Source organism: Haloarchaeobius pelagicus (assembly GCF_051207375.1).
In the GTDB taxonomy this organism is placed as follows: domain Archaea; phylum Halobacteriota; class Halobacteria; order Halobacteriales; family Natrialbaceae; genus Haloarchaeobius.
In genome coordinates, this window is record NZ_JBPJZD010000001.1 from 446327 (window position 1) to 471762 (window position 25436).

The window sequence follows — 25436 nt, forward strand, 5'->3', positions numbered from 1 at the left end:
TCAGGGGAGCGATTAAGTGTATCTTACGAACCCCGCATCGCTCACCACTCGGTGATGGCCCCGGCACCCTGGGTGTACCAGAGGGAGCCGAAGAAGGTGAGCACGCCCGTGAACGCCGCGGCCCCGCCGACGAAGAACACCCACTGCATGCCGACCTGGGTCATCAGGAAGCCACCGAGCATCGGCGCGCCGACGCTGCCCGGCCGCCAGACGAGTTCGCGCACGCCGAAGCTCGACGCCACCCCCGCGCCGTCGGTGCCCTCGTCGGCGAACAGCGCCATGCTCGCCGGTTCGCGAAAGGAGTCGGCAATCCCGAGCAGCATGTTCAGCCCGACGAGGACCGGGAAGGCCGCGGACAGTTCGCCCACGATGGGATACACGGCGGGCAGTCCGAGCGCCGTGCCAACCGCGGGTGAGAACGGGACGAGTACCGCGACCGCGGCGTACATCGACCCCCCGACGAGCACGAACAGCGACCGGCCGAACCGGTCCGAGAGCGTGCCGGTGTAGGGCTGGAGCAGCATGTTCGTCAGCTTCTCGGAGGTGAGGACGACGGCCACGGCGAGACCGGCTTCGGTGTAGCCGAGGCCACCCTGTGCCGCCGCGACCCCGGCGTAGATGGGAACCCACGTCCGGACGAGGGTCACCGCGACGGCGTACTGTGCTCGGAAGCCGGTCAGGGTGAGGATGCGGTCGTTGAGCGCGAGGTCGGAGAACGGGAACCCCTCGATACGGGTGTCGTCGGGCTCGAGACTGTACCAGACGCCGACGGTCGCGACGGCCATCAGCGCCACGATGATGGCGTAGATGGGCGTGAACCCGAACTGCTCGTAGAGAATTCCGGCAGCGATACCTCCGAGGATGGCGGCCGCGAAGCGCCACGCGTTCGCCTTCCCGATGTAGTTCGCGCGCTCGTCGTGGGCGGCGAGTTCGCCGACCATCGAGAGCGACATGAGGCCCGACCCGGTGACGGCGATACCCTGTATCCCCCGGACGAGGATGAACTCCAGGCTCGCGCCGTCGAATATCGAGATGGCCGCGAACCCGAGGTAGGCGACGAGGCTGACCACCAGACTGAACAGCAACACGTCACGCTTGTCGTAGCGGTCACCGGCCCACGCGAGGGGGACGACCGCCACCGTCTGGGCGATGGTGAATCCCGAGATGAACAGGCCGACGACCAGGCCCGACGGGTCGAAGATGTTGATGTAGAACGGGAGCAGCGTCGACAGGGTGACGAGGCCGAACCCGGTCGCGAAACGGGTCAGGTAGAGCGCGTAGAAGCGAGAGTCGTCGGTCACTGCCCGAGGCTCCGGCAGTCCGAAACAAGTCGATTCCGGTTCGTGAATCAGGCCGTCACGGCGACCCGGTCCGCGAGCACGTCGAAGCCGCGGTCGAGGTCGGCGATGAGGTCGTCGATGTGCTCGATACCGACGGAGACGCGGACCAGCGTGTCGGTGATGCCGAGGGCCTCGCGCTCTGCCTTCGGGAGCGGTTCGTGGGTCATGCCCGCGGGGAGTTCGATGAGGGACTCGACGCCCCCGAGCGAGACCGCGAGCGTGAACTCCTCCAGGGATTCGAGGAACGCCTTCGCGTCGGTGATGTCACCCGCCAGTTCGAAGCTCAGGACGCCGCCGTAGCCGTGCATCTGCTCGTTCGCGAGGTCGTGTTGCGGGTGGCTCTCGAGGCCGGGGTAGAACACGCTCTCGACGAGGTCGTGGTCCTCGAGGTACTCCGCGATGACCGTCGCGTTCGCCTCGTGCTGGCGCATGCGCAGGGGGAGCGTCTTGATGCCGCGCATGAGGAGGTAGCTGTCGAACGGGGAGAGCATGTCACCGAGGCCGATCTGCTGGATGAAGGTGAGCTGGTCGGCGAGTTCGTCGTCGTTCATGATGACCGCACCGCCCACCGAGTCCGAGTGGCCGTTGAGGTACTTCGTGGTGCTGTGGGCGACCACGTCGGCCCCGAGGTCGAGCGGGCTCTGGAAGTACGGGCTCATGAAGGTGTTGTCGACACCGAACACCGCGTCCGCGTCGTCGGCCAGCTCAGCGATGGCCCCGATGTCGCACATCTTCATCCGCGGGTTGGTCGGCGTCTCCATCCAGACCATCGTGGTGTCGTCGGTGATCGCGTCGGCGACGTTCGCGGTCTCGGTGGCGTCGACAAAGGAGACGTCCACGTTCAGGCGCGAGGTGAAGAGGTCCTCGAACATCCGGCGGGTGCCCGCGTACAGGTCGTCGAAGGCGACCACGTGGTCGCCGGGGCGGACGACCGACATGACGACCGAGGCGATGGCGGCCGTCCCGGAGGAGAACGCGAAGGCGTGCTTCCCCCCTTCGAGCGCCCCGAGACGCTTCTCGAGCGCGTGGCGCGTGGGGTTGGACAGCCGCGAGTAGACGAACTCGCCGTTGTCCGGGTCGATGTCTTCGAGGCTCATGCTCGTGTCGAGCCCCGGCAGTGCGAAGGTGGACGCGAGGTGGATGGGCGAGACCACGTCCCCGACCTGGGGTTCGCCGGGTGTGGGCTTCTCACCGTGGCTGACTGCAAGCGTCTCGAAACGGCCTGGGTGCTCCCCGTCGTTCATGGTTGACGATGACGGTCAGTTTTGCCTAATAACTTTTCATCTGTTAGTAATTTTCACGATTTGGTTTATTATTCGGGCGTATCTGGCCTGTTATGTGGTGTCTATGCTCGCACCGCGTGTGTTCATCGACTGTCAGATTTGGTGGTTCCCTCGTCGCTGGTGACGCGCTGGGCCCCGGGTTTGCAGGCCTTCACGCGCCGGTACACCGGTCGCTCCGGCCCAGCGCTTGCTGTGGCGTTGGTCTCCCACGAGACGACGATTTGATATCGCGCATACTGGTTTATACAGGTCGCAGCGCGGTCGCATCGCTCCCGGTGCTGGCGACACGAAACGGCAGAAGCGGGGCGCTCAGTCGCTGTGCTGGCGGACCGACTCGAACTCGCCGGCGGTGATGGCGTCGGCGACGGCGGGCACGTCGACGTCGGGCACCTCCTGGGGATACTTACGCCGGAAGTAGCCGACGATGTTGCGCAGGTCGCGCTCGAGGAACTCGTCGGCGTTGTCGTGGTCGGTCGGGACGGCCTGGGGCCAGTCGAACACCGTGACCCCCGACTCCGAGACGAAGACGTTGTACTCGCTCATGTCCGCGTGGACGAACCCCTCTCGATAGGCGGTCGCCATCTCCCGGACCACGAGGTCGAGGACACCGACGACCTGTTCGGATTCTAGTTTCGCGCGCGAGAGCTCGACTCCGTCCATCTTCTCCATCACGATGGCGTGGCGGTTCTGGTCGATGGGGCGGGGGACCGAGACATCGGGATAGAGCTCTTCGAGTCGTTCGTACTCGCGTTCGGCCGCCTTGCGCGCGGTGTAGAGCCAGGAGACGTGGTCGCGGTCGCTGGTGTAGTCCCGCTCTTTCATCACCTCGCGGAAGTTGGTGAAGCCCTCGCGGTGGTACTTCAGCGCCAGCGGTTTGTACGACTGCACCTCGAACACGTCGGACTCTTTGCCGACGCCGAGGGAGGAGCCGAAGCCCTGGATGGTGTCTCGCTCGGCGAAGGTGTGCAGCGCGAGCGCGTCGTACCCCTCGAAGGTGAGCTTGTACCCCTCGTACTGGATGGTCTTTCGCTCCAGCAGGCCGCGGTCGAGACAGCGGTCCAGCCGATAGTCGACGTTCTCGATGGTGAGTCTCGAGAACTTCGGGATCTTCTCGCGCTGGACCCACTCGGAGAATCGCATCCCCTGCTCGACGCCCGAGAGTAGATAGAAGTCCTCGGCTTCGAGGTCGGGCATCATGGGGGCGACGTTCTGTACCATATGCGGTGGTGTAGCCGGGCGGGCGGTAAAAGCCCCGCGCGTCGGCGTCGATATATAGGATAAATCGTATCTTGCGATACGAAATCCGCCTATCGGTCCTCGTCGAGTATCGAGTGTGGGTCTGTCATGGTCACCGTGTAGACGCGCTCACGAGGAACGTAGACGTAATTATCGTTCCCCTGGTGAATCTGCCAGTGGTCCTCACGGTAGTTCAGGTCCTCGTCGTCCACGTGTTCCGTCACCATCTCGTCTGCCCCCTGATAGACGATTGTCGCCATACCGAGTGTTAGCGAGCAGCGAGCATAACGTGACGGCTGGATACCGCTCGGTTGCGAACAGGGAGTAGTGATCTGGCGACCGTGTTTACAGACCGTCTGGCGAGTCGCCTATCGTGACGTGCGAACCTCCCTTCCTCCCCGTCCTGCGTCGGGTGGTGTTCAGGGCACCAGCCGAACTCTTCGGAATCTATCGGCTGGGTCCAGTACGAACGCTGATTCGTGTAGACGACCTACTAGCGATATGGTCGAATTCCCGGACGAGCGCCAGCTCGTCATCGAAGCCCGTGCGCAGCTGGTCGACTGGACGAATAGTGCCCGGACACAGGCGTACGCCGAACTGTTCGAGGGCGACGACCCACTTCTCGCTCCCGAGGACCTGCAGCTGCTCGACGCCATCGACTCCGCACTGGAACGACAGGGAGGTGACGGTGTCTGGGGCACCGACCAGTACGGGATACACACGGCTGGGACGTCGAGTTCGAGTGCCTCTATCGGCGTCATCTGTGTGTATCATCCACAGATTACGAAAGACTCCGTTCTCCGAGGCCCAGACGGTATCGACGACGACGCCGAAGAGCGGCTCAACGCAGCGCTCTGGACGTACAGCGAGCGCGTCTCGACGCTCATCGAAGAGCAACTCGACGAGTACGTGAGGGAGAAACAGCGATAGTACGACATCCCGATTCGGATTCGTGTGGCCGGTCAGCGCTCGGGGACACACGCCTGGGCTATCTCATCGTTGCCTGGTTCGCTCGTGTTCCGGTGCGAGGTCGAGAAATACGTCTTCTTCGGTACCACAGACTGGACAGGTGTGTACGAAGTGAAGACCGTCCTCGTCGCGCCGTTCGACTCGCCATTCCGACCGGGAACGGGCCTGGTTGTCACACGTCGGACAGCGTTTGGGGTGGTCCTGAAGATAGGTACTCATGAAGTCGATAAACGACTTCGTTCCGTGGCGGTACGTTGGCATCGTCCGTAACCTAGGCTGGGCCCACGTATCAGCGCATACCTGTTCTGGAAGGTACCGCCCACGTCTCTCACGTTCCTGACAGCAGGGATTCACCCGGATACCGCTGTGCTGGGCGAGACCGTTACGCGCCGAGCCACCAACCGTACAGTTTCTCCTGCTCGTCGTCGTCGCGGTGCTTCTGCCCATTGTGGTAGGTCTTCCCCTTCAGCAGCTGTCGCTCGACGGCGTTCGCGGCGACGCGGAGTGCGTGTGCAGCGCCGTACCCCTCTCCGTCGGCGGTGAAGTACCCCCGGTCGGTGACCAGTCGAATCCGTGCCAGCACCAGCGGGACCCCCCGGCTCTGCTCTTTGTGCTCGTCGAGTTCGATGCTGGCCTTGATGACGGTCATCTTACCGTACTTCGCCGACATGTCCTCGATGAGCGCGGCCACGTCGTCGTAGTCCATCTCATCGAGCAGGTCGAGACCGAACACCTGAACGGCTTGCCGGTCGTCGCGTTCCCAGGTGAGTGCCTCGATGACGTCGGTCTTCGTGATGATTCCGACCGGTTCGTTGCTCTCGTCGTCGATGACGACCAGCGAGGAGATCTCCCGGTCGAACATCGTTTCGACCACGTCGTCGAGCGGTGCGTTTCGTCGGACCGTTGCGACCGTGTCGGACATCACGTTTCGCACGGGAAGGTCGAGCATTCGTTCGGTATCCCCACCGCGTGAGCCGCCACCACCGGTTTGACCACGGCGGCTCCCGCGACCGCCGGCCCCCGTCGTTCCGCCGTGGGCCTTCCGGCCGCCGCGAGTGGTGAAGTCGATGACGTCGTACAGACTCACCATCCCGACGAGGTCGCCCTCGTCGACGACTGGAAGGTGTGCGATACGTGCTTCGCGAAGGGTGTTGAGTGCCTGCCCGAGCGTGGTCTCGGGAGTCGCACTGATGAGCTTCGTCGTGTAGGCGTCCTCGACCGTTACGGCGTCGAGGAACGGGCGGACCGCCTTCAGGACGGCGTCGGCAGTCACGACGCCGACGATCTGTTCGTCACGCAGGACCGGGAGCGTTTTCGCGTCGCTCCCGATCATGAGCCGAGCGACCTCGCGGACGTCCTCGGTGCGGTCGACGGTCGGGACGTGCTGGACCTGTGAGCCGACCTTCGCCGAGGGCTGGTTCGACGACGAGGCCAGTTGTCGCCGGCTGACGACGCCCTGATACTCCTCACCGTCTGTGACGATGACCGAATCGAGCTCTTGGTTCTCGAACGCTCCGGCGACCTTCGACAGCGGTGTCCCAATGTCGAATTCAGTGAACTTCGTTGAAAGGATATCTGAGATATTCATCTTAGAACTAGTTACCCCGACGGGTGCGAGACGGTTATAGCTACCTTCCTTGTTTTGTCCCTCTACAGAGATAATTACTATCGAAAGGCCAGCAGAAATGGCTGAAGGGCGACCAGTCTCTGCCCGAGGCGGTTCCAGAACGCCGTGTCCCATCTGGACGACGTCGCCGACGCGGGTCGGTCCGGGCTGGCGGCCATCGGTCGGGACGGGTTGGAGTGTGCAACTGTCGCGATACCACCGTGCAGGGGCAGCGTAGTGACCGACGACCCAGGTGGAGACCGACGACCCGGAGACACCGGGAGTCCGGTGGCGCGTCGGGGCCGAGAGACTCGACTCCTCGGAGAACACGTTCCTCGTGGTGGGGAACCAGCGAGGCGCGGAGTTCTCGGGGTTCTGCTGCCCGGAGAACGCAATGCTCGGCCGGATATATGTGCGAAATATGATATCGTGGCTTTCGCCGCGAATGCGGGTTTATGTTCACTAATCGTGAACCGAGTAGCTATCTGGTCGGAATCCTAGTCGAGTTCGGTTCGTCAGAAGTGCCCCATAACGCCTCTGAACACTCTAAAACAGCTTATTCACTAATAGTAAACGAAACGCTCAACTCGATACGAATTCGACGGTCACGCTGTTCGCACAGCTGATGACCAGCCCCGGCATGTCCTCGTCGAGTCGTTTCCCGCTCATCCGTTCGGTCGGACCGGAGACGCTCACTGCACCGACCACCACGTCCGCGTCGGTGAGTATCGGTGCGGCCACGGCCCGACGGTCCGGGCGGAGTTCGCCCCGGTCGAACGCCAGCCGCTGGTCCCGTGCAGTCCGGAGCTGGCTGGCGAGGTCGTCCCGGTCCGTGGTGGTGCGTTCTGTCCGCGGCGCGAGTTCGTCGCCGAGGAGTTCGTCGCGCTCACGTTCCGGCTTGTTGGCCAGTATCGCCTTCCCCCCGGCGCAGGCGTGCAGGGGGGCCCGGCCGCCGTCTCGGATCGGGTCGTCCACGTCGGAGCCGGCACTGAACACGTAGACGGCTTCGCCCTGCTCCTCGACGACGAGGCTTGCCGTCTCCCCGCTGGACTCGGCCAACCGTTCGACGTGGGGGCGGGCCACCTGATAGAGTCTCTCACGTGCGCGTATCTGAGAGCCGAGGTCGAGGAATCGGAACCCGAGACGGTACTCGCCGTCCTCTCGGACGACGTATCCCAGCTGCTCCAGCGTCCGGAGATGGTTGTGGACACCGCCTTTCGACAGGTCGAGCCTGTCGGCGAGTTCGGTGACGCCTGCCCGTTCGACCCTCGTGAGTTCGTCGACGACGCGGAACGTCGTGGCGGTTGCACCCACCGGATACTCTCCCATGGGTCTCATGAAACACCCTCCCCACATAAAACCGTTCACGGTCGGTGAACGAAACTCGGTGATAAATGATGTTGAATGCGTTCCTCGGACTGGGCGGATATCGTGGTTTCAGGTGCTATACGGCCCGTATTCGTGGGTATCGGGGTTCTCCTGCCTGACTGCCTCGTTCACTGTTGGTGAACCCACGAAACAATAAAATATCTGGTACTTGTGGGTGTATTCACGGTACATATTAGTGGAGAATCGCCATACAGCGTGGACTTAGTTTAGCTCTCGACATTTTACCAAAAGTATTAAGTTTCTATTTTTCATGCTGTATGACAGTGGTCAGCATGAGTGGTAAGGAACGCACCATCGACAGGCGGACAGTCTTGAAAGGAACCGGCGCAGCCAGCCTCTTCGCACTCGCGGGCTGTGTCAGCACAGGCGGTGGCGGTGGCGACACCACCAACGGCGGCGGTGGCGGCGGCGGCGGTGGCGGTGGTGGCGACACCACCAATGGCGGCGGTGGCGGCGACACCGCCATGGCAGATAGTATCGAAGCGTGGGGCTGGGACGTTGCAGCCAAGTCGCTCGACCTCACCGACGAGCCCTACGAGGCGGCCAACGGTGGCGACGTCTCCATCACGCAGATCGGCCGCTCGGACATGAAAGACAAGTTCAAGTCGAAGCTGCTCGCGGGCTCCGGTGCGCCCGCCGCGGCGATGATGGAGAGCGTCGACGCCGCCGCCTGGATCGATACGGGCGGACTGCGCGACGTCTCCGGGTGGCTCGACGACGACGTCAAGAGCAAGTTCGTCTCCGGCAAGTGGGGCCCGCTCACGAAGGACGGCGGCGTGTACGCGATGCCGTGGGACATCGGCCCGGTCGGAACGTTCTACCGCGAAGACGTGCTCGCCGAACACGACGTCGACCTCTCGACGGTCGAGACGTGGGACCAGTTCATCGAGGAGGGCAAGAAGCTGCCCGACGGTCAGTACATGATCAACCTCCCGTCGAACGACTACGACGGCCTCTGGCGCATGCAGTACCGCCAGCTCGGCGGGCAGCCGTTCACGAAGGACGGGAAGGTCGCGTTCAACAACGACACCAGCGTCCGCGTGGCCCAGAACCTCAAGGCCATCAAGGACGCCGGCATCGCCGACAGCAAGGCCTCGTGGTCGAGCGCCTGGTTCTCGGCGTTCGGTGACGGGACCATCGCCTCCCTCAACGGTGGCGCGTGGATGGAAGGCACCCTCAAGGCCGAACTCCCGAGCACGTCCGGCAACTGGCGCGTGATGAAGCCCCCGGCGTACGAGTCCGGTGGCGGTCGCGCGACGAACTGGGGTGGCTCGAACCTCGTCATCGCCGACCAGGTCAGCGACCCGAAGGCCCGGCGCGCGTGGGACTACATGCAGTACACGCTCGCCTCGAAGGAGATGCAGATCAAGATGTACAAGAACTTCGGCATCTTCCCGGCCTACAAGCCGGCCTACGAGTCGGACGAGTTCGACACGAAGAACGAGTTCCTCGGTGGCCAGCGCGCCGGACGTATGTTCGCGGAGGTCGCACCGAACATCCCGTCGTACCGCTACAGCGTCGACACGCCCGAGGTCACCAAGGCCATCAACACGCACTTCAGCGACATGATGGACGACAAGGTGAGCCCGACGAAGGCAGTCGAGAAGGCCGCACAGCAGGTCGCAGACCGCACCGGTCGCGACCTCGCCTAACGCCGCACCGCCTTTCATGTCATTCGAAACAAATGTTGACGAGCGGCAGGCATCTCGCCGGGAAAGCGTCGTAGACGCGTTCCGGAAGCGCCGCCAGCAGCTCACGCGGACGCTGCCGGAGCTCCCCGGAGTGCCCTACTTCTTCCTGCTGCCCTTCTTCGTGCTGTTCGGCGTGTTCCTCGCGTTCCCCATCGTTTACACGCTCTACCTCTCGTTCTTCGAGTTCCAGAGCGTGGGTGGGGACGCGTTGCTCACGTTCGACTTCGGATTCTACCAGTTCACCCTGACCGCCATCGCCGACCTGAAGTTCGTCGGTCTGTCGAACTACGAGCGGCTCTTGAGCGACGGGCAGTTCCACCAGGCGATGTACAACACGGTGTTCATCCTGGTGGTCCAGGTCCCGCTCATGATCGTCATCGCGCTCGCACTCGCGGTGGCACTCGACGCCGCCTTCGTCAGGGCGCGCGGGCTGTTCCGTACGCTGCTGGCGCTGCCGGTGTCGGCGAACCTCGTCGCGTACGCGACCGTGTTCGTCCTGCTGATGCAGGAGACCGGGCTGGTGAACTTCATGCTGGGAACGGTCGGCATCGACCCCATCCCGTGGTTCCAGAACGACTTCTGGTCCCGCATGACCATCGTCGGGGCGGTCACCTGGCGCTGGACCGGCTACAACATGATCATCCTGCTCGCGGGCCTGCAGAACGTCCCGCGACAGCTGTACGAAGCCGCCGAGATAGACGGCGCGAACCGCATCGAGAAGTTCAGATACGTGACCCTGCCACAGCTGAAGCCGGTGCTGTTGTTCGTGGTCGTCACCTCGACCATCGGCACGTTCAAGCTGTTCTCCGAGCCGCTCATCGTGAGCCAGGCCGGGGCCTCGGCGGAGGCCACGCGGACTATCGTCCAGTACATCTACCAGATGGCGTTCAAACAGTTCCAGCTGGGCTACGCGAGTGCGTTGACGTGGGTGCTCATCGCCGTCGTCAGCATACTCTCGGTCGTCCAGATCAAGGCCGGTGGTGATGGTGATGAGTGAGAAGGAAGCCCAGCGCGATTTCGCCTGGAAGGTCGTCACGTACCTGTTCCTGCTCGTGTCGGTCGTCGTGACCATCGTCCCGCTGTACTGGATCGTGGTCGCCTCGACCCTGAAGGAGGAGGCGTTCCTCGCGGCGGGCAGTGCACCGAGCCTGTTGCCCGGGGGCGAGTTCTTCAGCAACCTCGCCGCACTGCAAGCACGGACGAGCCAGATATACTTCCTGAAGCTCAAGGAGTTCGTCCTGACGTTCACCCTCGGCGGGACGCCGGTCAGAGTGACGCTCATCCCCGGCTTCGACGGGTTCCAGCTCGGCTTCCTCGGGGCTATCGGGAACAGCGTCTTCATCGGCGTGGTGTACACGCTGCTGTCGCTGGTCATCTGCTCGATGGGCGGCTTCGCCTTCGCGAAGTACGAGTTCAAGTACAAGGAGCCGATCTTCTACACTATTCTGGCGACGCTCATCCTGCCCATCCAGTTGCTGGTCATCCCGCTGTTCCTGCTGATGTCGCGCATCGGCATGACCAACACCTACTGGGCCATCATCCTGCCGTGGGCGGCGAACCCCCTCGGCATCTTCCTGATGCGCCAGAACATGCGCTCCATCCCGGACGCACTGCTGGAGTCCGCGCGCATGGACGGCGCGACGGAGTTCCAGCTGTTCTACCGCATCGCACTCCCGACGATGAAGTCATCGCTGGCGGCACTCTCTATCATCCTGTTCCTGTTCCAGTGGAACCTGTTCCTGTTCCCGCTGGTCATCCTCGGACAGGAGAAGTACACCATCCCGGTGGCCATCAGCGGCCTCGTCGGCGCACAGCGCGTCTACTACGACCAGATCATGGTGGCAGCAGGGCTCTCTATCATCCCGATATTCCTGCTGTTCCTGTTCCTGCAGAAGTACTTCGTGAGCGGCATCCTGGCCGGTTCGGTGAAAGAATAATCATGGCAACAATAGATATCGATACGGTACGCAAGGAGTTCGAGAACGACGAAGAGGGCACCATCGTCGCCGTCGACGACGTGGACCTCACCATCCAGGACGGTGAGTTCCTCGTGCTGGTCGGGCCGTCCGGCTGTGGCAAGACGACGACGCTGCGAACCATCGCCGGCCTGGAGGACGTGACCAGCGGCAAGATCTACTTCGACGAGACGGAGGTGAGTGGGAAGCGCGCCCGCGACCGCGACGTCGCGATGGTGTTCCAGAACTACGCGCTCTACCCGCACATGAACGTCCGTCAGAACATCGGCTTCGGCCTGAAGCTCTCGAGTGAGATGTCCTCGGCGGAGATCCGGAGCAAGGTCGACCAGGTCGCGGAGATGCTCGGTATCTCCGACCTGTTGCACAAGAAGCCGAAGGAACTGTCGGGCGGCCAGCAACAGCGGGTCGCCCTGGGGCGCGCGATCATCCGCGAGCCCGAGGTGTTCCTGATGGACGAGCCGCTGTCGAACCTGGACGCGAAGCTCCGCGCGCAGATGCGGACCGAACTGCAGGAGCTCCAGCACGACCTGGACGTGACGACGGTGTACGTCACCCACGACCAGACGGAGGCGATGGCGATGGGCGACCGCATCGCCATCATGAACGACGGCGTCCTCCAGCAGGTCGGGAGCGCCGAGGAGGTGTATCGCTCGCCCACGAACGAGTTCGTCGCGGACTTCATCGGGTCGCCGAGCATCAACCTGCTCACCGCCGAGGTGGACGGGTCGACCCTGCGCGGTCCCGGTGGATTCAAACACACGCTCGAGGACGACTCGTGGGTAGACGGCTACGACGAGGTCCGCGTGGGAATCCGCCCGGAGGACCTCCGGCTCACCGACGGGGAGGGGACCGACGCCGAGGTGTCGGTCGTGGAGCCGATGGGGAACGAGAACTTCCTGTACATGACCCTGGCAGACATCGAGTTGACGGCACGTATCGCGAGCGCGCTCCGGCCCAGCCCGGGCCAGACGGTGACACTCGAGTTCGACGAGGATGCGCTGTACCTGTTCGACCCGCGCACGGGCGACGCGCTGAAGACGAAGACCGACGAGACCGACGTCGAAGTGGGGCAGTACGCCCCGGAGGGTGGTCGGTAGATGCGCATCGTCGACTACGAGCTGTACGAGGTACCGCCGCGCTGGCTGTTCCTGCGGCTGGAGACCAGCGACGGGACCGTCGGCTGGGGTGAACCGGTCGTCGAAGGCCGGGCACACACCGTCCGGGCCGCGGTCGAGGAACTCCTCGACACCTACCTGCTCGGCAAGGACCCCAACCCCATCGAGGACCACTGGCAGACGATGTACCGCGGCGGCTTCTACCGCGGCGGGCCGGTCCTCATGTCGGCAATCGCGGGCATCGACCAGGCGCTCTGGGACATCAAGGGAAAGCAGTTCGGCGCGCCCGTGTACGAACTGCTGGGCGGCGCGGCGCGCAATCGCGTCCGCGTCTACCAGTGGGTCGGCGGCGACCGGCCCGAGGGCGTCGCCGAGGCGGCAGCCGAGAAGGTCTCGGAGGGCTTCACCGCCCTGAAGATGAACGCCACGGCGGAGATGCGCCGGGTGGACAACCCGGCCGCGGTCAACGATGCGGTGGCCCGCATCTCGGCGGTGAGAGAGGCCGTCGGCCCGGAGGTCGACATCGGCGTCGACTTCCACGGTCGCGTCTCGAAGTCGATGGCGAAGCGGCTGGCGAAGGCGCTCGAACCGCACGACCCGTTCTTCATCGAGGAGCCGGTCCTGCCCGAGCACAACGACGCACTGCCCGAAATCGCCTGTCACACCACGACGCCCATCGCGACGGGGGAGCGCATGTTCTCCCGGTGGGACTTCAAGGAGGTGTTCGAGTCGGGTGCCGTCGACGTCATCCAGCCCGACGTGAGCCACGCCGGCGGCATCACCGAGGTCAAGAAGATCGCCGACATGGCCGAGGCGTACGACGTGGCGATGGCCCCGCACTGCCCGCTGGGTCCCATCGCGCTCGCCTCCTGTATCCAGGTCGACGCCTGCTCGCCGAACACACTCATCCAGGAGCAGAGCCTCGACATCCACTACAACGAGGGCAGCGACGTGCTCGACTACCTCGCGGACCCGTCCGTCTTCGAGTACAACGAAGGCTACGTCGACCTGCCCGACGGCCCCGGTCTCGGTATCGAAATCGACGAACAGCACGTGCGCGCCAAGTCCGGCGACGTCGACTGGCACAACCCGGTCTGGCGTCACGAGGACGGCAGCGTGGCGGAGTGGTAAGATGCCGTTCGGCGTACCCCTGCCCGACGGCGGCTCGCGGTTCGCGAACGAGACGGTCCTCGTCACGGGGTCGACCCGCGGTATCGGCGAGGGCATCGCGAAACGCTTCGCCCGCGAGGGCGCGAACGTGGTCGTCACCGGGAGAACGGTCGAGGCCGGCGAAGCGACCGTCGAAGCGATCCAGGACGAGGGTGGCGAGGCCGTCTTCGTCCGGGCGGACATGCGCGACCCCGACGACATTGCGGCACTGGTCGAGGCGACCGCCGAGGAGTACGACGGCCTCGACGTGCTCGTGAACAACGCGGGCGTCGAGACCAACACGGCGGCCGACGAGGCGAGCATGGACGACTGGGAGTTCGTCCTCGAGACTGACTTCCGGTCGTACTGGCTCTGTGCCAAGCACGCCCGCGAGTACATGGACGAGGGGGCCATCGTGAACGTCTCCTCGAACCACGCGTTCCTCACCATGCCCGAGATGTTCCCGTACAACGCGGTGAAGGCGGGCATCAACGGCATGACGCGGGCGATGGCGCTCGACTTCGGCCCCCACGTCCGGGTCAATACGGTGAACCCGGGCTGGGTGTCCATCGACCGGACCACCGGCGAGATGGACCCCGAGTACCGCGAGCACCTCGACTCGATTCACCCGGTCGGCCGGGTGGGGAAACCCGAGGACATCGCGGGTGTGGTCGCCTTCCTCGCCAGCGACGACGCCGCCTTCATGACCGGCGAATCGGTGCTGGTCGACGGCGGGCGCTCGCAGGTGATGCAGGACGACATGCTCCCGGACTACGGCGAGCGCCGCGAGCGAGGGCCGGAATGAGCCCCGGCGTGGACGTGACCGGTGGCGAGACGACCGTCACCTACGACCCGGCGGTCCGGCGGCTCGTCGTTGAACGGGACGATTCCGACGGGACGACGTCACTGCTCTCTGGGACCCTGTCGCTGGCACTCGGCGATTCAGTCGCCCCGGCAGTCGGCTCCCGGGCCGCGGTCGACCCCGTCCCCGACTCGGACGACGGTGCCCGCATCGTCCACGACGACGACTGGCAGACGACGGTCGACCTGATGCCCGGCGATGGGCACGTCGACGTGCGGATTTCAGTACAACTGGAAGGCGAAACCGAACTCGGCGACCTCCGGATGCTGGCCGACGCTGACGTGCCGGCGTACGGCCCCGAGTCGGCCGTCTACCGCCACGGCTACCAGTCGTGGACCCCCACTGGAACGCTTTCCGTGGGCGAGTCCTATCCCGAGGAACCTGCCGAGAACGTCCCGATGATGCTCGACCCGGGCGCACCCGAGGACACCTCGAACTACCTCACTGCCCTTCTCGGCGGCGAGGGGTCGCCCGACTGCACGCTTGGCTTTCTCGACCACTCGCGGTTCGTCACCCGGTTCGACGTGGACCGCGACGACGAGGGAATCCACGGCCTCGACGCGGTGTGCCCCGGCGACGGGGCCGTCGTTCGAGGTCACGACGCCGACCACGACCCCCGGCGACTCACCCTCCCGACCCTCCGCATCGACGCGACGGCCGACGTGTCCGACGCCATCGAATCCATTGCGGACGCGACCGCCGAACGCATGGAGTCGCGTGTCCCCGACCGGGTCCCCACCGGCTGGTGCTCGTGGTACCACTACTTCACCGAGGTCACCGAGGCGGCCGTCCACGAGAACGTCGAGTCGCTCTCGGAGTGGGGTGTCCCCCTCGACCTCGTCCAGCTCGACGACGGCTACCAGACCGCCTTCGGCGACTGGCGGACTCTTGCCGAGGGATTCGACGACATGGCCGGCCTCGTGGCGGACGTGGACGCGGCTGGCTACGACCCGGGACTCTGGCTCGCCCCGTTCTACGTGCAGGCGAACTCCGACCTCGCCCAGACCCACCCGGAGTGGTTGCTCACCAAGGACGGTGAGCCGGTCGACGCCGGGGCTCGTCACGGCCCGATGTATGGACTCGACACGACCCATCCCGAAGTGCTGGCGTGGCTCGAAGACACGTTCACGACCATCGTGGCGGACTGGGGCTTCTCGTACCTGAAACTCGACTTCCTCTACGCGGCCGCCCTCGACGGCGACCGGTACGACGACGGTGCGACCCGCGCTGAAGCCTACCGCCGCGGGATGGCGACCATCCGCGAGGCTGTGGGAGAGGAAACGTTCATCCTCGGCTGTGGCGCGCCACAGGGCCCGAGCGTCGGGCTGGTCGACGCGATGCGCGTCGGCCCGGACACCGCACCCCACTGGGAGAACACCCCGGCGAGCGAACCGGCTCACGAGAACGCGATTCGGAACGTCCTCAACCGGCAGTGGACCCACCGGCGCTGGTGGGTGAACGACCCCGACTGCCAGCTCGTCCGCGAGACGACCGACCTCTCGCTGGCGGAGCGTCGCAGTTTCGCCGCCACCGTCGGACTGCTCGGCGGCTCGAACTTCGTGAGCGACCGCGTCGCCGAGATCGCGGACGTCGGCCGTGAACTGGTCGAGCGTTCGCTCCCACCGGTCGAGACTGGACAGGTGCAAGGCATCGGCGAGGCCGAGATTCCGACCCGGATCGTCGCGGAGCGACCGGCCGACGGTGGCCGCGCCGTGGCCGTCTTCAACTGGCGCGACGAACCGCAGACGCTGCGGGTCGACCCTGTGGAGTACGGCCTGCTCGACTCGGTGGCGTGGGACGCCTTCCGCGAGGAGGTCCACGCGGGCGCGGTCGAGCGCGAGGTCCCGGCTCACGGCTGCCTGCTGGTGCACCTGACACCGGCCCGTGACCGACCGCACCTGCTCGGGACCGACCATCTGGCTGGTCTCGCCTCGCAGGTCGCGGCTATCGAGTGGGACGATGGGACGCTCTCGGTGTCCCTCGACGCCGAGCAGCCACAGTCTGCTGTGGTCGCCGTCCCCCAGGACTGGCGACTCGACGGCTGCGCACCCGACGGCCCCGACGACGGCACCACCGACGTGGCGCGAGTCACCCTCACGCCCGGCGAGAACGCACTGCGATTTACGACTACCAACACATGAGCATCGGCGTCTGTTACTTCCCCGAACACTGGCCCAGCGACAACTGGGAACGAGATGTAGCACAGATGGCCGACGCCGGCCTCGAGTACGTCCGCATGGCGGAGTTCTCGTGGGGCCGCGTCGAGCCCGAACGCGGCGAGTTCGACTTCGAGTGGCTCGACGAGGCAGTCGAACTCGTCGGTGAGTACGGCATGGAGGCCGTGCTCTGCACCCCGACCGCCACGCCCCCGAAGTGGCTCGTCGACGAACACCCCGACATCCTGCAGGCGGACGAGGACGGCACTCTGCGCGAGTGGGGCAGCCGGCGATTCACCTGCTTCAACTCCGAGACCTACAGGAAGGAGACGCGGCGAATCGTCCGGAAATTCGTGGACAGATACGCCGACAACCCGCACGTCGCGGGCTGGCAGACCGACAACGAGTTCGGCTGCCACGAGACGGTGCGGTGTTACTGCGACGACTGCGCCGTGGCTTTCCGCGACTGGCTCCGCGAGAAGTACGACGACATCGCGGACCTCAACGAGTCGTGGGGCAACACCTTCTGGAGCCAGCAGTACGACTCCTTCGCGGCGGTCGACCCGCCCCGTCCCTCACCCGCGGAACGACACCCCTCGCGCCTGCTGGACTACTACCGGTTCGCGAACGACAGCGTGGTCGAGTACAACCGGATTCATGCGGACCTCATCCGCGAAGCCAACGACGACTGGTTCGTCACCCACAACTTCATGGGCGACTTCGCCAGCCTCGACGCCTACTCGCTGGCTCCGGACCTGGACTTCCTCGGCTGGGACTCCTACCCCACTGGCTTCGTCCAGGACCGTCGCCAGGGCGACGCCACCGTCCCCGAACTGCGGGCGGGCGACCCCGACGAGGTGAGCATGAACCACGACATCTACCGGGGTGCCAAGCAGAAACCCTTCTGGGTGCTCGAACAGCAACCCGGCGACGTGAACTGGCCGCCCTACGCCCCGCAGCCGGGCGAGGGCGCGATGCGGCTGTGGGCGCACCACGCGGTGGCTCACGGTGCCGACGCGGTCTGTTACTTCCGCTGGCGGCGCTGCCGCGAGGGACAGGAGCAGTACCACGCCGGGCTTCGCAAGGCCGACGGCTCGGCCGACCGGGGCTACCACGATGCCGCCCAGACCGCCGAGGAGCTGTTCGACCTCGACCCGGTGGACGCGCCTGTTGCCATCCTCCACGACTACGAGAACCTCTGGGCGACCGAGATTCAACCGCACAGCCCCGACTGGGACTACTGGTCCCATCTCAGGTCCTACTACGCCGCGGCACGCCGCCACGGCGTGCAGGCCGACGTGGTCCACCCGGAGACTGACCTCTCGGGCTACGAGGCGGTGGTTGCGCCGGCACTGCACCTCGTCGACGAGGACCTCGCTGGGAACCTGACGGAGTACGTCGAGTCCGGCGGGCACCTGCTGCTCGGTCCCCGGACCGGCCTGAAGGACCCCTACAACAAGCTGCACAACGCGCCCGCACCCGGCCCGCTGGCCGACCTCGCGGGCGCGACGGTCGACCAGCACGAGAGCCTTCCATCGCAGGTCCCGACCGAACTCCAGTACCGGGGCGAGTCCTTCGAGTACCGGACGTGGGCCGAGTGGCTCGTCCCCGAGGACGCCGAATCACTCGGTGAGTTCACCAGCGGAACCGCCGCTGGCAATTCGGCGGTGACGACCACCGAGCGCGGCGACGGCCAGGTCACCCTCTGCGGCGTCTGGCCCGAGGCGGACCTCGCCGACGCACTCGTCTCGGACGTGCTCGACGCGGCTGGCGTCGCCCGCACCCACCGGCTCCCGGACTCGGTCCGGGTCGCCGAACGCGACGGCTACTCCTGGGTCACGAACTTCGGCCCAGCAGACGTACAGATTAGCGCGCCCGAGGACGCCTCGTTCCTCGTCGGCAGTGCCGAGATCGGCGGCTACGACGTAGCCGTGGTCGAGGCGGGCGCACACGAACTCGGCGTCAGCATCGCCGACGACTGAGGCGGCTCAGGGCGTCGGGGCCAGCAACGAGGTTCGGAGCCCAACTCAGGGCGTCGGCGTCGCGACTTCGTCGGGCAGACACAGTTCGAGCGCCCGCTGGACGTGCAACTCGGTCGTATCGAGCAGTGGCACCCGCGAGAAGTCGTCGTCCGAGACGAGCAACTCGATTTCCGTACAGCCGAGGACGATTCCCTGTGCGCCCCGGTCCACCAGGTCGTCCATGCTGTCGAGGTACGCCTCGCGGGATTCGTCCGTGATGACGCCTCTCGTGAGTTCGTCGAAGATGACGTCGTGCAGCACCTGGCACGCGTCGGCGTCGGGCAGCACCACGTCGAGTCCGTTCTCGGCGAAGCGCTCGCGGTAGAACGGCTCTTGAGTCACGGGTTTCGTCCCGAGGACCCCCACGGTGTCGAGGCCGTCGTCGATGGCGGCGTCGGCGGCCGCATCGACGATGTGGTGGAAGGGAATCGACAGCGCGTCGGTGATGGCGGGGGCGACCCGGTGCATCGTGTTCGTCGCCATGACGACGAAGTCCGCGCCACCCGATTCGAGTTCTCGTGCTCGCTCGGCGAGGTACTCCCCCGCGTCGTCCCACCGCCCATCACGGATGCAGCCTTCGACCACGCCGAAGTCGACGCTGTTGATGAGCACCGGCGCGGAGTGGTGCCCGCCGAGGGCCTCGTTGACGCCCGAGTTCAGGCGCTGGTAGTAGGTGACGGTCGATTCGCTGCTCATGCCGCCGAGGATGCCGATCGTCTGGAGGGCTGGCTTGTCGGCGGTGGGGGTGTTCGGCTCGGCCATACGGACTGGTGGTCGTGGGTCAGGGTGAAGGTCGCCCTCCCATGGGAGGGTCTGCTGGTCGCTGTTCGATGCTGATGGTGTTCGGTTTCATATCGCGTGTCGGGAGTTGGTTGCTCCGCGATTTCGACGACTCGCGCTGGTGGCCATGACCGCCTGATTCGGTGGTACTGAGACGTCTACAATGGTGGTTCGAGAACCGATACGACGACTCGCGCTGGTGGCAATGACCGCCACCGCCTCAGCAACGCACCACGCCCTCCCCAGCCGACTCCCTCCGCTGCGCTCCGGTCGTCCCTCGCGCGACACTGACTCGCGGCCTCACTGGCTCGCGGTTCTCGCGTTGCTTCGAACCGCGCTATTCGGCACGCTCGTCAGCGCGCGCCACAGCAACCCATCCTCGGAAGACTCTCACTCCACGCGCTCGTCGGGTCCCAGCAACGTCGCCTCCGCCCGCCGGAGGTGCTCGAGGAAGGTCGTCTTCGAGACACCCAGGTCGCCCGCGAGTTCGCGGGCGGTGACCTCGCGGGGCCAGGAGTAGTAGCCGCGGCGGCGGGCCAGCGCGAGGGCTTCCTGCTGGCGCGGGGTGAGCGCCTCAGCGTGGGTATCGGGGCGCTCCGGCGGCGGGGCCTGTGTGGCAGGGGCGAGGCGGTCGAGGGTGATGTCGGCGTGGAGGTCGTCACGAATCGAATCGAGGGTGCGGCCGAACTCGTCGCGGGTAGTGCGGACGAGCAGGTTCCACGTCTCGCGGCCGCCCCGGACCTCGTAGTGGCTGTCGAGGACGAAGCCGCGGGAGACGAACGCCGCGCCGACGCCGTCGGTCGCCTCGTACTCGATGAACACGTCGCGGGCGGCCCGGCCCATCGCGGGCGCATCGGGAGTCGCGCGTCGACCGTCGCCGAGGTCGTCGATTGCCGTGATGAAGGTGGACTCGTGGGCGACGTCGACCGCCTGCGCGAGGTGCTCCGAGGAGTCGCCGTAGATGGTGCAGCGTTCGAACGCGAACCGGCCGTCGGTGGCTGCGCCGTGGCCGACGACGCTCGCGCCCGTCTGCTCGCTGGATTCGATACCCCAGCAGTCGGGGTGCCAGACGTCGAGCGTGGCGCGGAGGAGTTCGCGGTCGTCGGTGTCGCCGGTCATGTGACGGAGAATCGTGGCGGCGATATTGAATCTCCCGGGTCCGACTGGCGGGGGGTGCAGGCGGCTCAGAACGAGTCAGCGAGCGTCGTCTGTCGCCCCGGAATCGCGCCCTCGTGTTCCAGCAGGCGGCGCTTCAGGTCGACGCGGTCGCCCTCGGTCTCGCCGGAGAAGCCGCCGAGCCAGTCCGTGCCGACGACGCGGTGGCAGGGGACGATCACTGGGACGGGATTCCGCCCGCAGGCCTGCCCGACCGCGACCGGGCTGGAGTCGAGGGCAGCGGCGAGGTCGCCGTAGGTCCGGGTCTCGCCGCGGGGAATCGCGGCCATCTCGCGCATCACGTCGCCGGTGAAGGTGCCGGGGAATCGCACGTCGAAATCGAACGTCTCGCGCTCGCCGCGGCCGTATTCGGCGACCTGCTCGCGGACGGTCTCGGGCTCGGCATCGAGGAGCGTCTCGTCGATGTCGAACGAGCCGCCGAGGACGGTCAGCTGCATACGAGAGGGTGGGCGCGCCAGCGACCTAACTCTGCTGTCCTCGCGTTGCCGTCGTCCCGCAACCGCCTTGCCCCTCGGGGCCGAACCCCGGCCCATGGCAGACGTCGCGGCACGGGAGTGGCGACTCATCCGAGAGGAATCGCGAGACGGCCCGACCAACATGGCACTGGACGAGATCGCCGCGAAGTCGGCGACCGAAGACGGGATACGGACCATCCGGGTGTACCAGTGGGAGCCGAGCTGTCTCTCGCTCGGCTACGGCCAGGACCCCGAGAGCGTCGACTGGGACTTCTGCGAGCAGGCGGGAATCGACGTGACGCGCCGTCAGACCGGCGGGGGTGGCATCTACCACGACTACCACGCCGACATCTCCTACTCCATCGTCGCGCCCGCCGACGAGTTGCCGGGCGACCTGATGGAGAGTTACGAGCTGCTCTGTGACCCCATCCTCGACGCCTTCGCGAACATGGGTGTCGACGCGGCCTTCGCCGACCAGAAATACGAGAGTATCCACCGCCCGGCGTGCTACCTGCGGGACATCCACCCCGCCCACGACGTGCTCGCGGGCGGCCAGAAGATCTCCGGGAACGCCCAGTACCGCCAGCGCGAGGCCGTCATCCAGCACGGCTCGCTCTCGTTCGACCTCGCGACCGAGAAGCACTGCGGCGTCTTCTCGGGCGAACCGGCCCACGACACCTTCGAGGAGCGGGTGACGAGCATCCACGCGCAGTCCGGTATCGGCCGCGAGGAGGCCGTTGCGACGCTCGAAGACACCCTGCAGGACTGGGCCGGGGCGGCCGAGGGGTCGTGGACCGAGGACGAACTCGCCGGGGCCGCGGACCTCGCGGAATCGAAGTACCGCAGCGACACCTGGAACCGCGAGCGGGACGACCCTAGCTAGGTAGGGCGTGTGCTCAACACCGTGGCATCGATACTCACGGGTATGTCGAAATCAGGTTCCCCCGACGCGGCAGCACTGTTCCAGAAGGTCACCGGCGAGACGGAACTCGTCGACGAACAGGAGGATCGCGTGAGCCACGACGCGGCCACCGAAGAGGACGAGGCGTACTTCGACGAAGCCAGAGAGGACGGCCTCGACGACGCGGTGGCCGCGCCCGAGATGGGGTCGGAGTAACGTCGTCGTCGTCGCCGATGTGACCGTCGCGGTCCGATACGCCTTTCCTCCCGCCCTCCTTGCCGTCTGGTATGCTACGAGTCGGTGCCCACGAGTCCATCGCGGGCGGTGTGTACAACGCGGTCGACAGTCAGGTCGAAGACGGCGGTAACTGCGGGCAGATATTCACCCACTCCCCGCAGGTGTGGCAGGACCCCAACATCGGCGACGAGGAAGCCGAGCAGTTCCGCCAGCGCTCCGACGAGAACGACGTGGGTCCCTGGGTCATCCACTCTTCCTACCTGGTCAACCTCTGTACGCCGAAAGACGGCCTGCGCGAGAAGTCCATCGACTCCATGCAGAAGGAGGTCGATGCGGCCGCCAAGCTCGACATCCCGTACGTGAACGTCCACCTCGGTGCCCACACCGGCGCGGGTGTCGAGGGCGGCCTCGACAACGCGGCGAGCGCGCTCGACGAACTCGACATCCCCGAGGGCGTGACCGTCCTCATCGAGTCCGACGCGGGTTCGGGGACCAAGTTGGGCGGCGACTTCGAGCACCTCGCCGAGGTCCTCGACCGGTCCGAGCAGGACCTCGACGTGTGTCTCGACACGGCCCACATGTTCGCCGCGGGCTACGACCTCTCCTCGCCCGAAGCGGTCGACGAGACGATGCAGGCGTTCGACGAGGTCGTCGGTATCGAGCACCTCCAGTGCGTCCACCTCAACGATTCCAAGCACGAGTGCGGCACCAACAAGGACGAACACGCGCTCATCGGCGAGGGCTACATCGGCGAGGACGGCATGCGCGCGTTCATCAACCACGAGATGATTCGGGACGTCCCACTCGTCCTCGAGACCCCGACGGAGGACGGCAAGGGCTTCGCCTGGAACATCGAGCGCGTCAAGGAGCTGCGCGAGGTCGCCAACTGACCGGTTGGAGAGACGACTGAAATCGTTCTTTCAGTCAGCAGAGCCACTTTAGTACTGGCTGTGGAAGCGGTGTGTATGGTCTCGTTCAGAACCACCCTGTTGCTAATCGCCTCCATGCTCGCCATCGCCGCGGTCGGCCTCTCGTTCCTGCCGGTCGCGTGAACCAGGCGGTGTCGGATTCCCGGACACCGACCCGTTTTTGCCGTCGCCTCTCCAAGCGGTCGCGTGCGCAGATTCGACGCCGACTACCTCGATGCGACCCGCGAAGGGATGTGGGCGGACTCCCGTGAGGCCCTCGCCCCCCTCGAACTCGACACTCGCGAGCGGGTGCTTGACGTGGGCTGTGGCACGGGGAAGCTGACGGCGGTCCTCGCCGAGGAGAGCGATGGCGAGGTCGTCGGTCTCGACGCCGACCCCGGATTGCTCGCCCACGCCCGGGAGGTCGGGCCCGTGGTGGCGGGCGACGCGACGCGACTCCCGTTCCCGGACGACAGCTTCGACCTCGTGGTGTGCCAGGCGCTGCTCATCAACCTCCCCGACCCGGCCGCCGCGGTCCGCGAGTTCGCCCGGGTGTCCCGGGACGCGGTCGCGGCCGTCGAACCGGACAACAGCCTCGTGACGGTCGAGTCGACGGTCGATACCGAATCCCGGCTGGCGGCGAAAGCCCGCGAGGCCTATCTGGCGGGCGTGGACACGAACGTCGCGCTGGGGGCCGACGCCCGGGACCTGTTCACCACGGCGGGGCTCACCGACGTTCGGACGCGGCGGTACGACCACGCCCGGAGCGTCGCCCCGCCCTACGACCAGGCGGCGCTGGAGGCCGCGACCCGGAAGGCCAGCGGGGCCGGCCTCGCGAGCGACGCGGGGGAGATTCGAAAGACGCTGTCGGACGCCGAGTACGACGACCTCCGGGCGGCCTGGCGGGAGATGGGTCGGGCCGTCATCGAGCAGATGCAGGACGAGGCGTACCGCCGTACCGAGACCGTCCCCTTCTTCGTCACCGTCGGCCGGACGTAGTGGCTCCCTGGTTCGTGTGCCGACCCGAACCGGTTAGGGGGGCCACTCAGTGTGCTCCCTGCCCCACCCACCGTCATGGAACAGGACGTCACCACCGACAGACCGGACGACGCGGTGTATAGCGCGTTCGACATCTCGCGGGAGGAGACCATCATCTACGACACGCGAAACACAGCGGCCTGGATACAGTCCAACCTGCGGCACGGTCTCGACGAGATGCGCTGAGTGGCGGACTCACGGTACCCTTTTTTCGGCTCCGGAGGAAGATTCAGTGTGTACGAGGAACGTGACCGCTCGAAGGCGTTCGACGCGCTGAGCGACCCGATCCGGGTCGCCATCGTGGAGGCACTCGTCGCTGCCCGGCGCGAGACCCCCGACGACCCGGAACGCTCGTTCTCGGAACTGCGCGACCGTGTCGGCGTCGAAGACTCCGGGCGCTTCAACTATCACCTCGGGAAGCTCCGCGGTCGCTTCGTCGAGCAGACCGACGACGGCTACGAGCTGAACTACGCGGGCCAGCAGGTCGCCTCGGCCATCCTCGCCGGCACCCTCGACGAGAGCGAGACGCGTGACCCGGTCGCACTCGACCACGACTGCCCCATCTGTGACGCGCCGATGGCTGCGCGCTTCGACGCGGGCCGGGTCACTGCGCGCTGTGACGAGGGACACGAACTCTATCGGACGACCGTCCCACCAGCCGCGGCGACTGGGCGAACTGTCGAGGAGTTGCTCGCGTTCTCGGTCGACCTCACGCACAGCCGGGTCCTGTTGAACACCCGTGGCATCTGTCCCGAGTGTTACGGCCACGTCGAGAGCGAGGTTCGGTATCAGGAGGCCAACGGCGTGTCGTTCCACGCCATGTACTGGACCTGTCGCCTGTGTGGTCGGCAGTCGCAGGCATCACTCGGCATCTGTCTTCTCCAGCATCCGGACCTCGCCACGTTCTACCGGGACCACGGCATCGACGTGGATGACACCTATCCGTGGCTGTTGCCGGTGATACAGACGCCTGCCGAGCAGGTCGGCGAAGACCCGGCACGCTACCGACTGGAGATTCAGGAGAACGGTGAGACGTTCCGGGCGACCCTCGACGGCGACGGGGCGGTCGTGGAGACCGAGCGCTTCGACACCTCGGACTGAATACAGAACGCTGCTTCTGGGAACGCTTTTTTACACACCGTGAGACG

General features: G+C 65.8%; 25 protein-coding genes. 16 read left to right on the forward strand and 9 right to left on the reverse strand.

The window, feature by feature from the left end; all coding sequences use genetic code 11:
- Window positions 1–41: 41 nt before the first annotated feature.
- The 4 genes from ACSC1S_RS02380 to ACSC1S_RS02395 form a co-directional block, all read right to left on the reverse strand.
- Window positions 42–1301 (reverse strand): MFS transporter, encoded by a 1260-nt coding sequence (locus tag ACSC1S_RS02380; protein ID WP_435362997.1) that lies wholly within the window; start codon window positions 1299–1301, stop codon window positions 42–44.
- A gap of 47 nt (window positions 1302–1348) precedes the next feature.
- Complete coding sequence (locus ACSC1S_RS02385; protein ID WP_435362998.1) at window positions 1349–2584, reverse strand: trans-sulfuration enzyme family protein; 1236 nt, start codon at window positions 2582–2584, stop codon at window positions 1349–1351.
- Window positions 2585–2932: 348 nt separating this feature from the next.
- Window positions 2933–3841, reverse strand: a complete 909-nt coding sequence (locus tag ACSC1S_RS02390; RefSeq protein WP_261650184.1) for an RIO1 family regulatory kinase/ATPase domain-containing protein — start codon at window positions 3839–3841, stop codon at window positions 2933–2935.
- An 89-nt stretch (window positions 3842–3930) separates the two neighbouring features.
- Window positions 3931–4119 carry a hypothetical protein gene (locus ACSC1S_RS02395; protein WP_435362999.1) on the reverse strand — a complete coding sequence of 63 codons (189 nt, stop codon included), beginning with the start codon at window positions 4117–4119 and terminating at the stop codon, window positions 3931–3933.
- A 241-nt stretch (window positions 4120–4360) separates the two neighbouring features.
- On the opposite strand from ACSC1S_RS02395, the gene ACSC1S_RS02400 reads away from it, so the two are divergent.
- Window positions 4361–4789: a DUF7539 family protein gene (locus ACSC1S_RS02400; RefSeq protein ID WP_435363000.1), complete on the forward strand. Its 429-nt coding sequence runs from the start codon at window positions 4361–4363 to the stop codon at window positions 4787–4789.
- Window positions 4790–5210: 421 nt separating this feature from the next.
- On the opposite strand, the gene ACSC1S_RS02405 is transcribed toward ACSC1S_RS02400, so the two are convergent.
- Entirely contained in the window at window positions 5211–6416 is a 1206-nt protein-coding gene (locus ACSC1S_RS02405) for a CBS domain-containing protein (RefSeq protein ID WP_435363001.1), read from the reverse strand.
- 271 nt (window positions 6417–6687) lie between these two features.
- Between ACSC1S_RS02405 and ACSC1S_RS02410 the strand changes: the two genes are divergently transcribed.
- Window positions 6688–6900, forward strand: coding sequence for a hypothetical protein (locus ACSC1S_RS02410; RefSeq protein ID WP_435363002.1), 213 nt, complete (start codon window positions 6688–6690; stop codon window positions 6898–6900).
- Between the two features lie 116 nt (window positions 6901–7016).
- Here the strand turns inward: ACSC1S_RS02410 and ACSC1S_RS02415 are convergent, their stop codons facing one another.
- Window positions 7017–7763, reverse strand: a complete 747-nt coding sequence (locus ACSC1S_RS02415) for an IclR family transcriptional regulator (protein ID WP_435363003.1) — start codon at window positions 7761–7763, stop codon at window positions 7017–7019.
- Between the two features lie 332 nt (window positions 7764–8095).
- Here ACSC1S_RS02415 and ACSC1S_RS02420 point away from each other — a divergent pair, with 332 nt between their 5' ends.
- From ACSC1S_RS02420 to ACSC1S_RS02455, 8 genes are read left to right on the forward strand one after another with little or no spacing between them, the layout of a single operon-like run.
- A complete protein-coding gene (locus tag ACSC1S_RS02420) occupies window positions 8096–9475 on the forward strand; it encodes an ABC transporter substrate-binding protein (RefSeq protein ID WP_435363004.1) in 1380 nt (459 codons plus the stop codon).
- Between the two features lie 16 nt (window positions 9476–9491).
- Window positions 9492–10511: a carbohydrate ABC transporter permease gene (locus ACSC1S_RS02425; RefSeq protein WP_261650194.1), complete on the forward strand. Its 1020-nt coding sequence runs from the start codon at window positions 9492–9494 to the stop codon at window positions 10509–10511.
- Window positions 10504–11451 carry a carbohydrate ABC transporter permease gene (locus tag ACSC1S_RS02430; RefSeq protein ID WP_435317228.1) on the forward strand — a complete coding sequence of 316 codons (948 nt, stop codon included), beginning with the start codon at window positions 10504–10506 and terminating at the stop codon, window positions 11449–11451. The genes ACSC1S_RS02425 and ACSC1S_RS02430 overlap by 8 nt, the downstream gene beginning before the upstream one ends.
- A gap of 2 nt (window positions 11452–11453) precedes the next feature.
- Window positions 11454–12587 (forward strand): ABC transporter ATP-binding protein, encoded by a 1134-nt coding sequence (locus tag ACSC1S_RS02435; RefSeq protein ID WP_435363005.1) that lies wholly within the window; start codon window positions 11454–11456, stop codon window positions 12585–12587.
- Window positions 12588–13736, forward strand: a complete 1149-nt coding sequence (gene dgoD / locus ACSC1S_RS02440) for a galactonate dehydratase (protein WP_435317230.1) — start codon at window positions 12588–12590, stop codon at window positions 13734–13736.
- A gap of 1 nt (window position 13737) precedes the next feature.
- Complete coding sequence (locus ACSC1S_RS02445) at window positions 13738–14559, forward strand: SDR family NAD(P)-dependent oxidoreductase (protein WP_435363006.1); 822 nt, start codon at window positions 13738–13740, stop codon at window positions 14557–14559.
- Window positions 14556–16757 (forward strand): alpha-galactosidase, encoded by a 2202-nt coding sequence (locus ACSC1S_RS02450; protein WP_435363007.1) that lies wholly within the window; start codon window positions 14556–14558, stop codon window positions 16755–16757. Before ACSC1S_RS02445 ends, ACSC1S_RS02450 begins: the two co-directional genes overlap by 4 nt.
- The gene (locus tag ACSC1S_RS02455) at window positions 16754–18754 is read left to right on the forward strand and encodes a beta-galactosidase (RefSeq protein ID WP_435363008.1); all 2001 of its coding nucleotides are present in this window, start codon (window positions 16754–16756) and stop codon (window positions 18752–18754) included. Before ACSC1S_RS02450 ends, ACSC1S_RS02455 begins: the two co-directional genes overlap by 4 nt.
- Before the next feature lie 45 nt (window positions 18755–18799).
- On the opposite strand, the gene ACSC1S_RS02460 is transcribed toward ACSC1S_RS02455, so the two are convergent.
- The 3 genes from ACSC1S_RS02460 to ACSC1S_RS02470 form a co-directional block, all read right to left on the reverse strand.
- Window positions 18800–19555: an aspartate/glutamate racemase family protein gene (locus ACSC1S_RS02460; RefSeq protein ID WP_435363009.1), complete on the reverse strand. Its 756-nt coding sequence runs from the start codon at window positions 19553–19555 to the stop codon at window positions 18800–18802.
- A gap of 408 nt (window positions 19556–19963) precedes the next feature.
- The gene (locus ACSC1S_RS02465) at window positions 19964–20692 is read right to left on the reverse strand and encodes a helix-turn-helix domain-containing protein (RefSeq protein ID WP_435363010.1); all 729 of its coding nucleotides are present in this window, start codon (window positions 20690–20692) and stop codon (window positions 19964–19966) included.
- A gap of 65 nt (window positions 20693–20757) precedes the next feature.
- Window positions 20758–21186 (reverse strand): methylated-DNA--[protein]-cysteine S-methyltransferase, encoded by a 429-nt coding sequence (locus ACSC1S_RS02470; protein WP_435363011.1) that lies wholly within the window; start codon window positions 21184–21186, stop codon window positions 20758–20760.
- Between the two features lie 94 nt (window positions 21187–21280).
- On the opposite strand from ACSC1S_RS02470, the gene ACSC1S_RS02475 reads away from it, so the two are divergent.
- From ACSC1S_RS02475 to ACSC1S_RS02500, 6 genes are all read left to right on the forward strand, one after another.
- Window positions 21281–22087: a lipoate--protein ligase family protein gene (locus ACSC1S_RS02475; protein WP_435363012.1), complete on the forward strand. Its 807-nt coding sequence runs from the start codon at window positions 21281–21283 to the stop codon at window positions 22085–22087.
- Window positions 22088–22129: 42 nt separating this feature from the next.
- A complete protein-coding gene (locus ACSC1S_RS02480) occupies window positions 22130–22321 on the forward strand; it encodes a hypothetical protein (protein WP_435363013.1) in 192 nt (63 codons plus the stop codon).
- 71 nt (window positions 22322–22392) lie between these two features.
- Window positions 22393–23232: a deoxyribonuclease IV gene (locus ACSC1S_RS02485; RefSeq protein WP_435317238.1), complete on the forward strand. Its 840-nt coding sequence runs from the start codon at window positions 22393–22395 to the stop codon at window positions 23230–23232.
- A 225-nt stretch (window positions 23233–23457) separates the two neighbouring features.
- Window positions 23458–24249: a class I SAM-dependent methyltransferase gene (locus ACSC1S_RS02490; protein WP_435363014.1), complete on the forward strand. Its 792-nt coding sequence runs from the start codon at window positions 23458–23460 to the stop codon at window positions 24247–24249.
- Between the two features lie 51 nt (window positions 24250–24300).
- On the forward strand, window positions 24301–24474 hold the full coding sequence (locus ACSC1S_RS02495) for a hypothetical protein (RefSeq protein WP_435363015.1): 174 nt from the start codon (window positions 24301–24303) through the stop codon (window positions 24472–24474).
- A gap of 48 nt (window positions 24475–24522) precedes the next feature.
- Window positions 24523–25389 (forward strand): DUF7351 domain-containing protein, encoded by an 867-nt coding sequence (locus tag ACSC1S_RS02500; RefSeq protein ID WP_435363016.1) that lies wholly within the window; start codon window positions 24523–24525, stop codon window positions 25387–25389.
- Window positions 25390–25436: the final 47 nt, after the last annotated feature.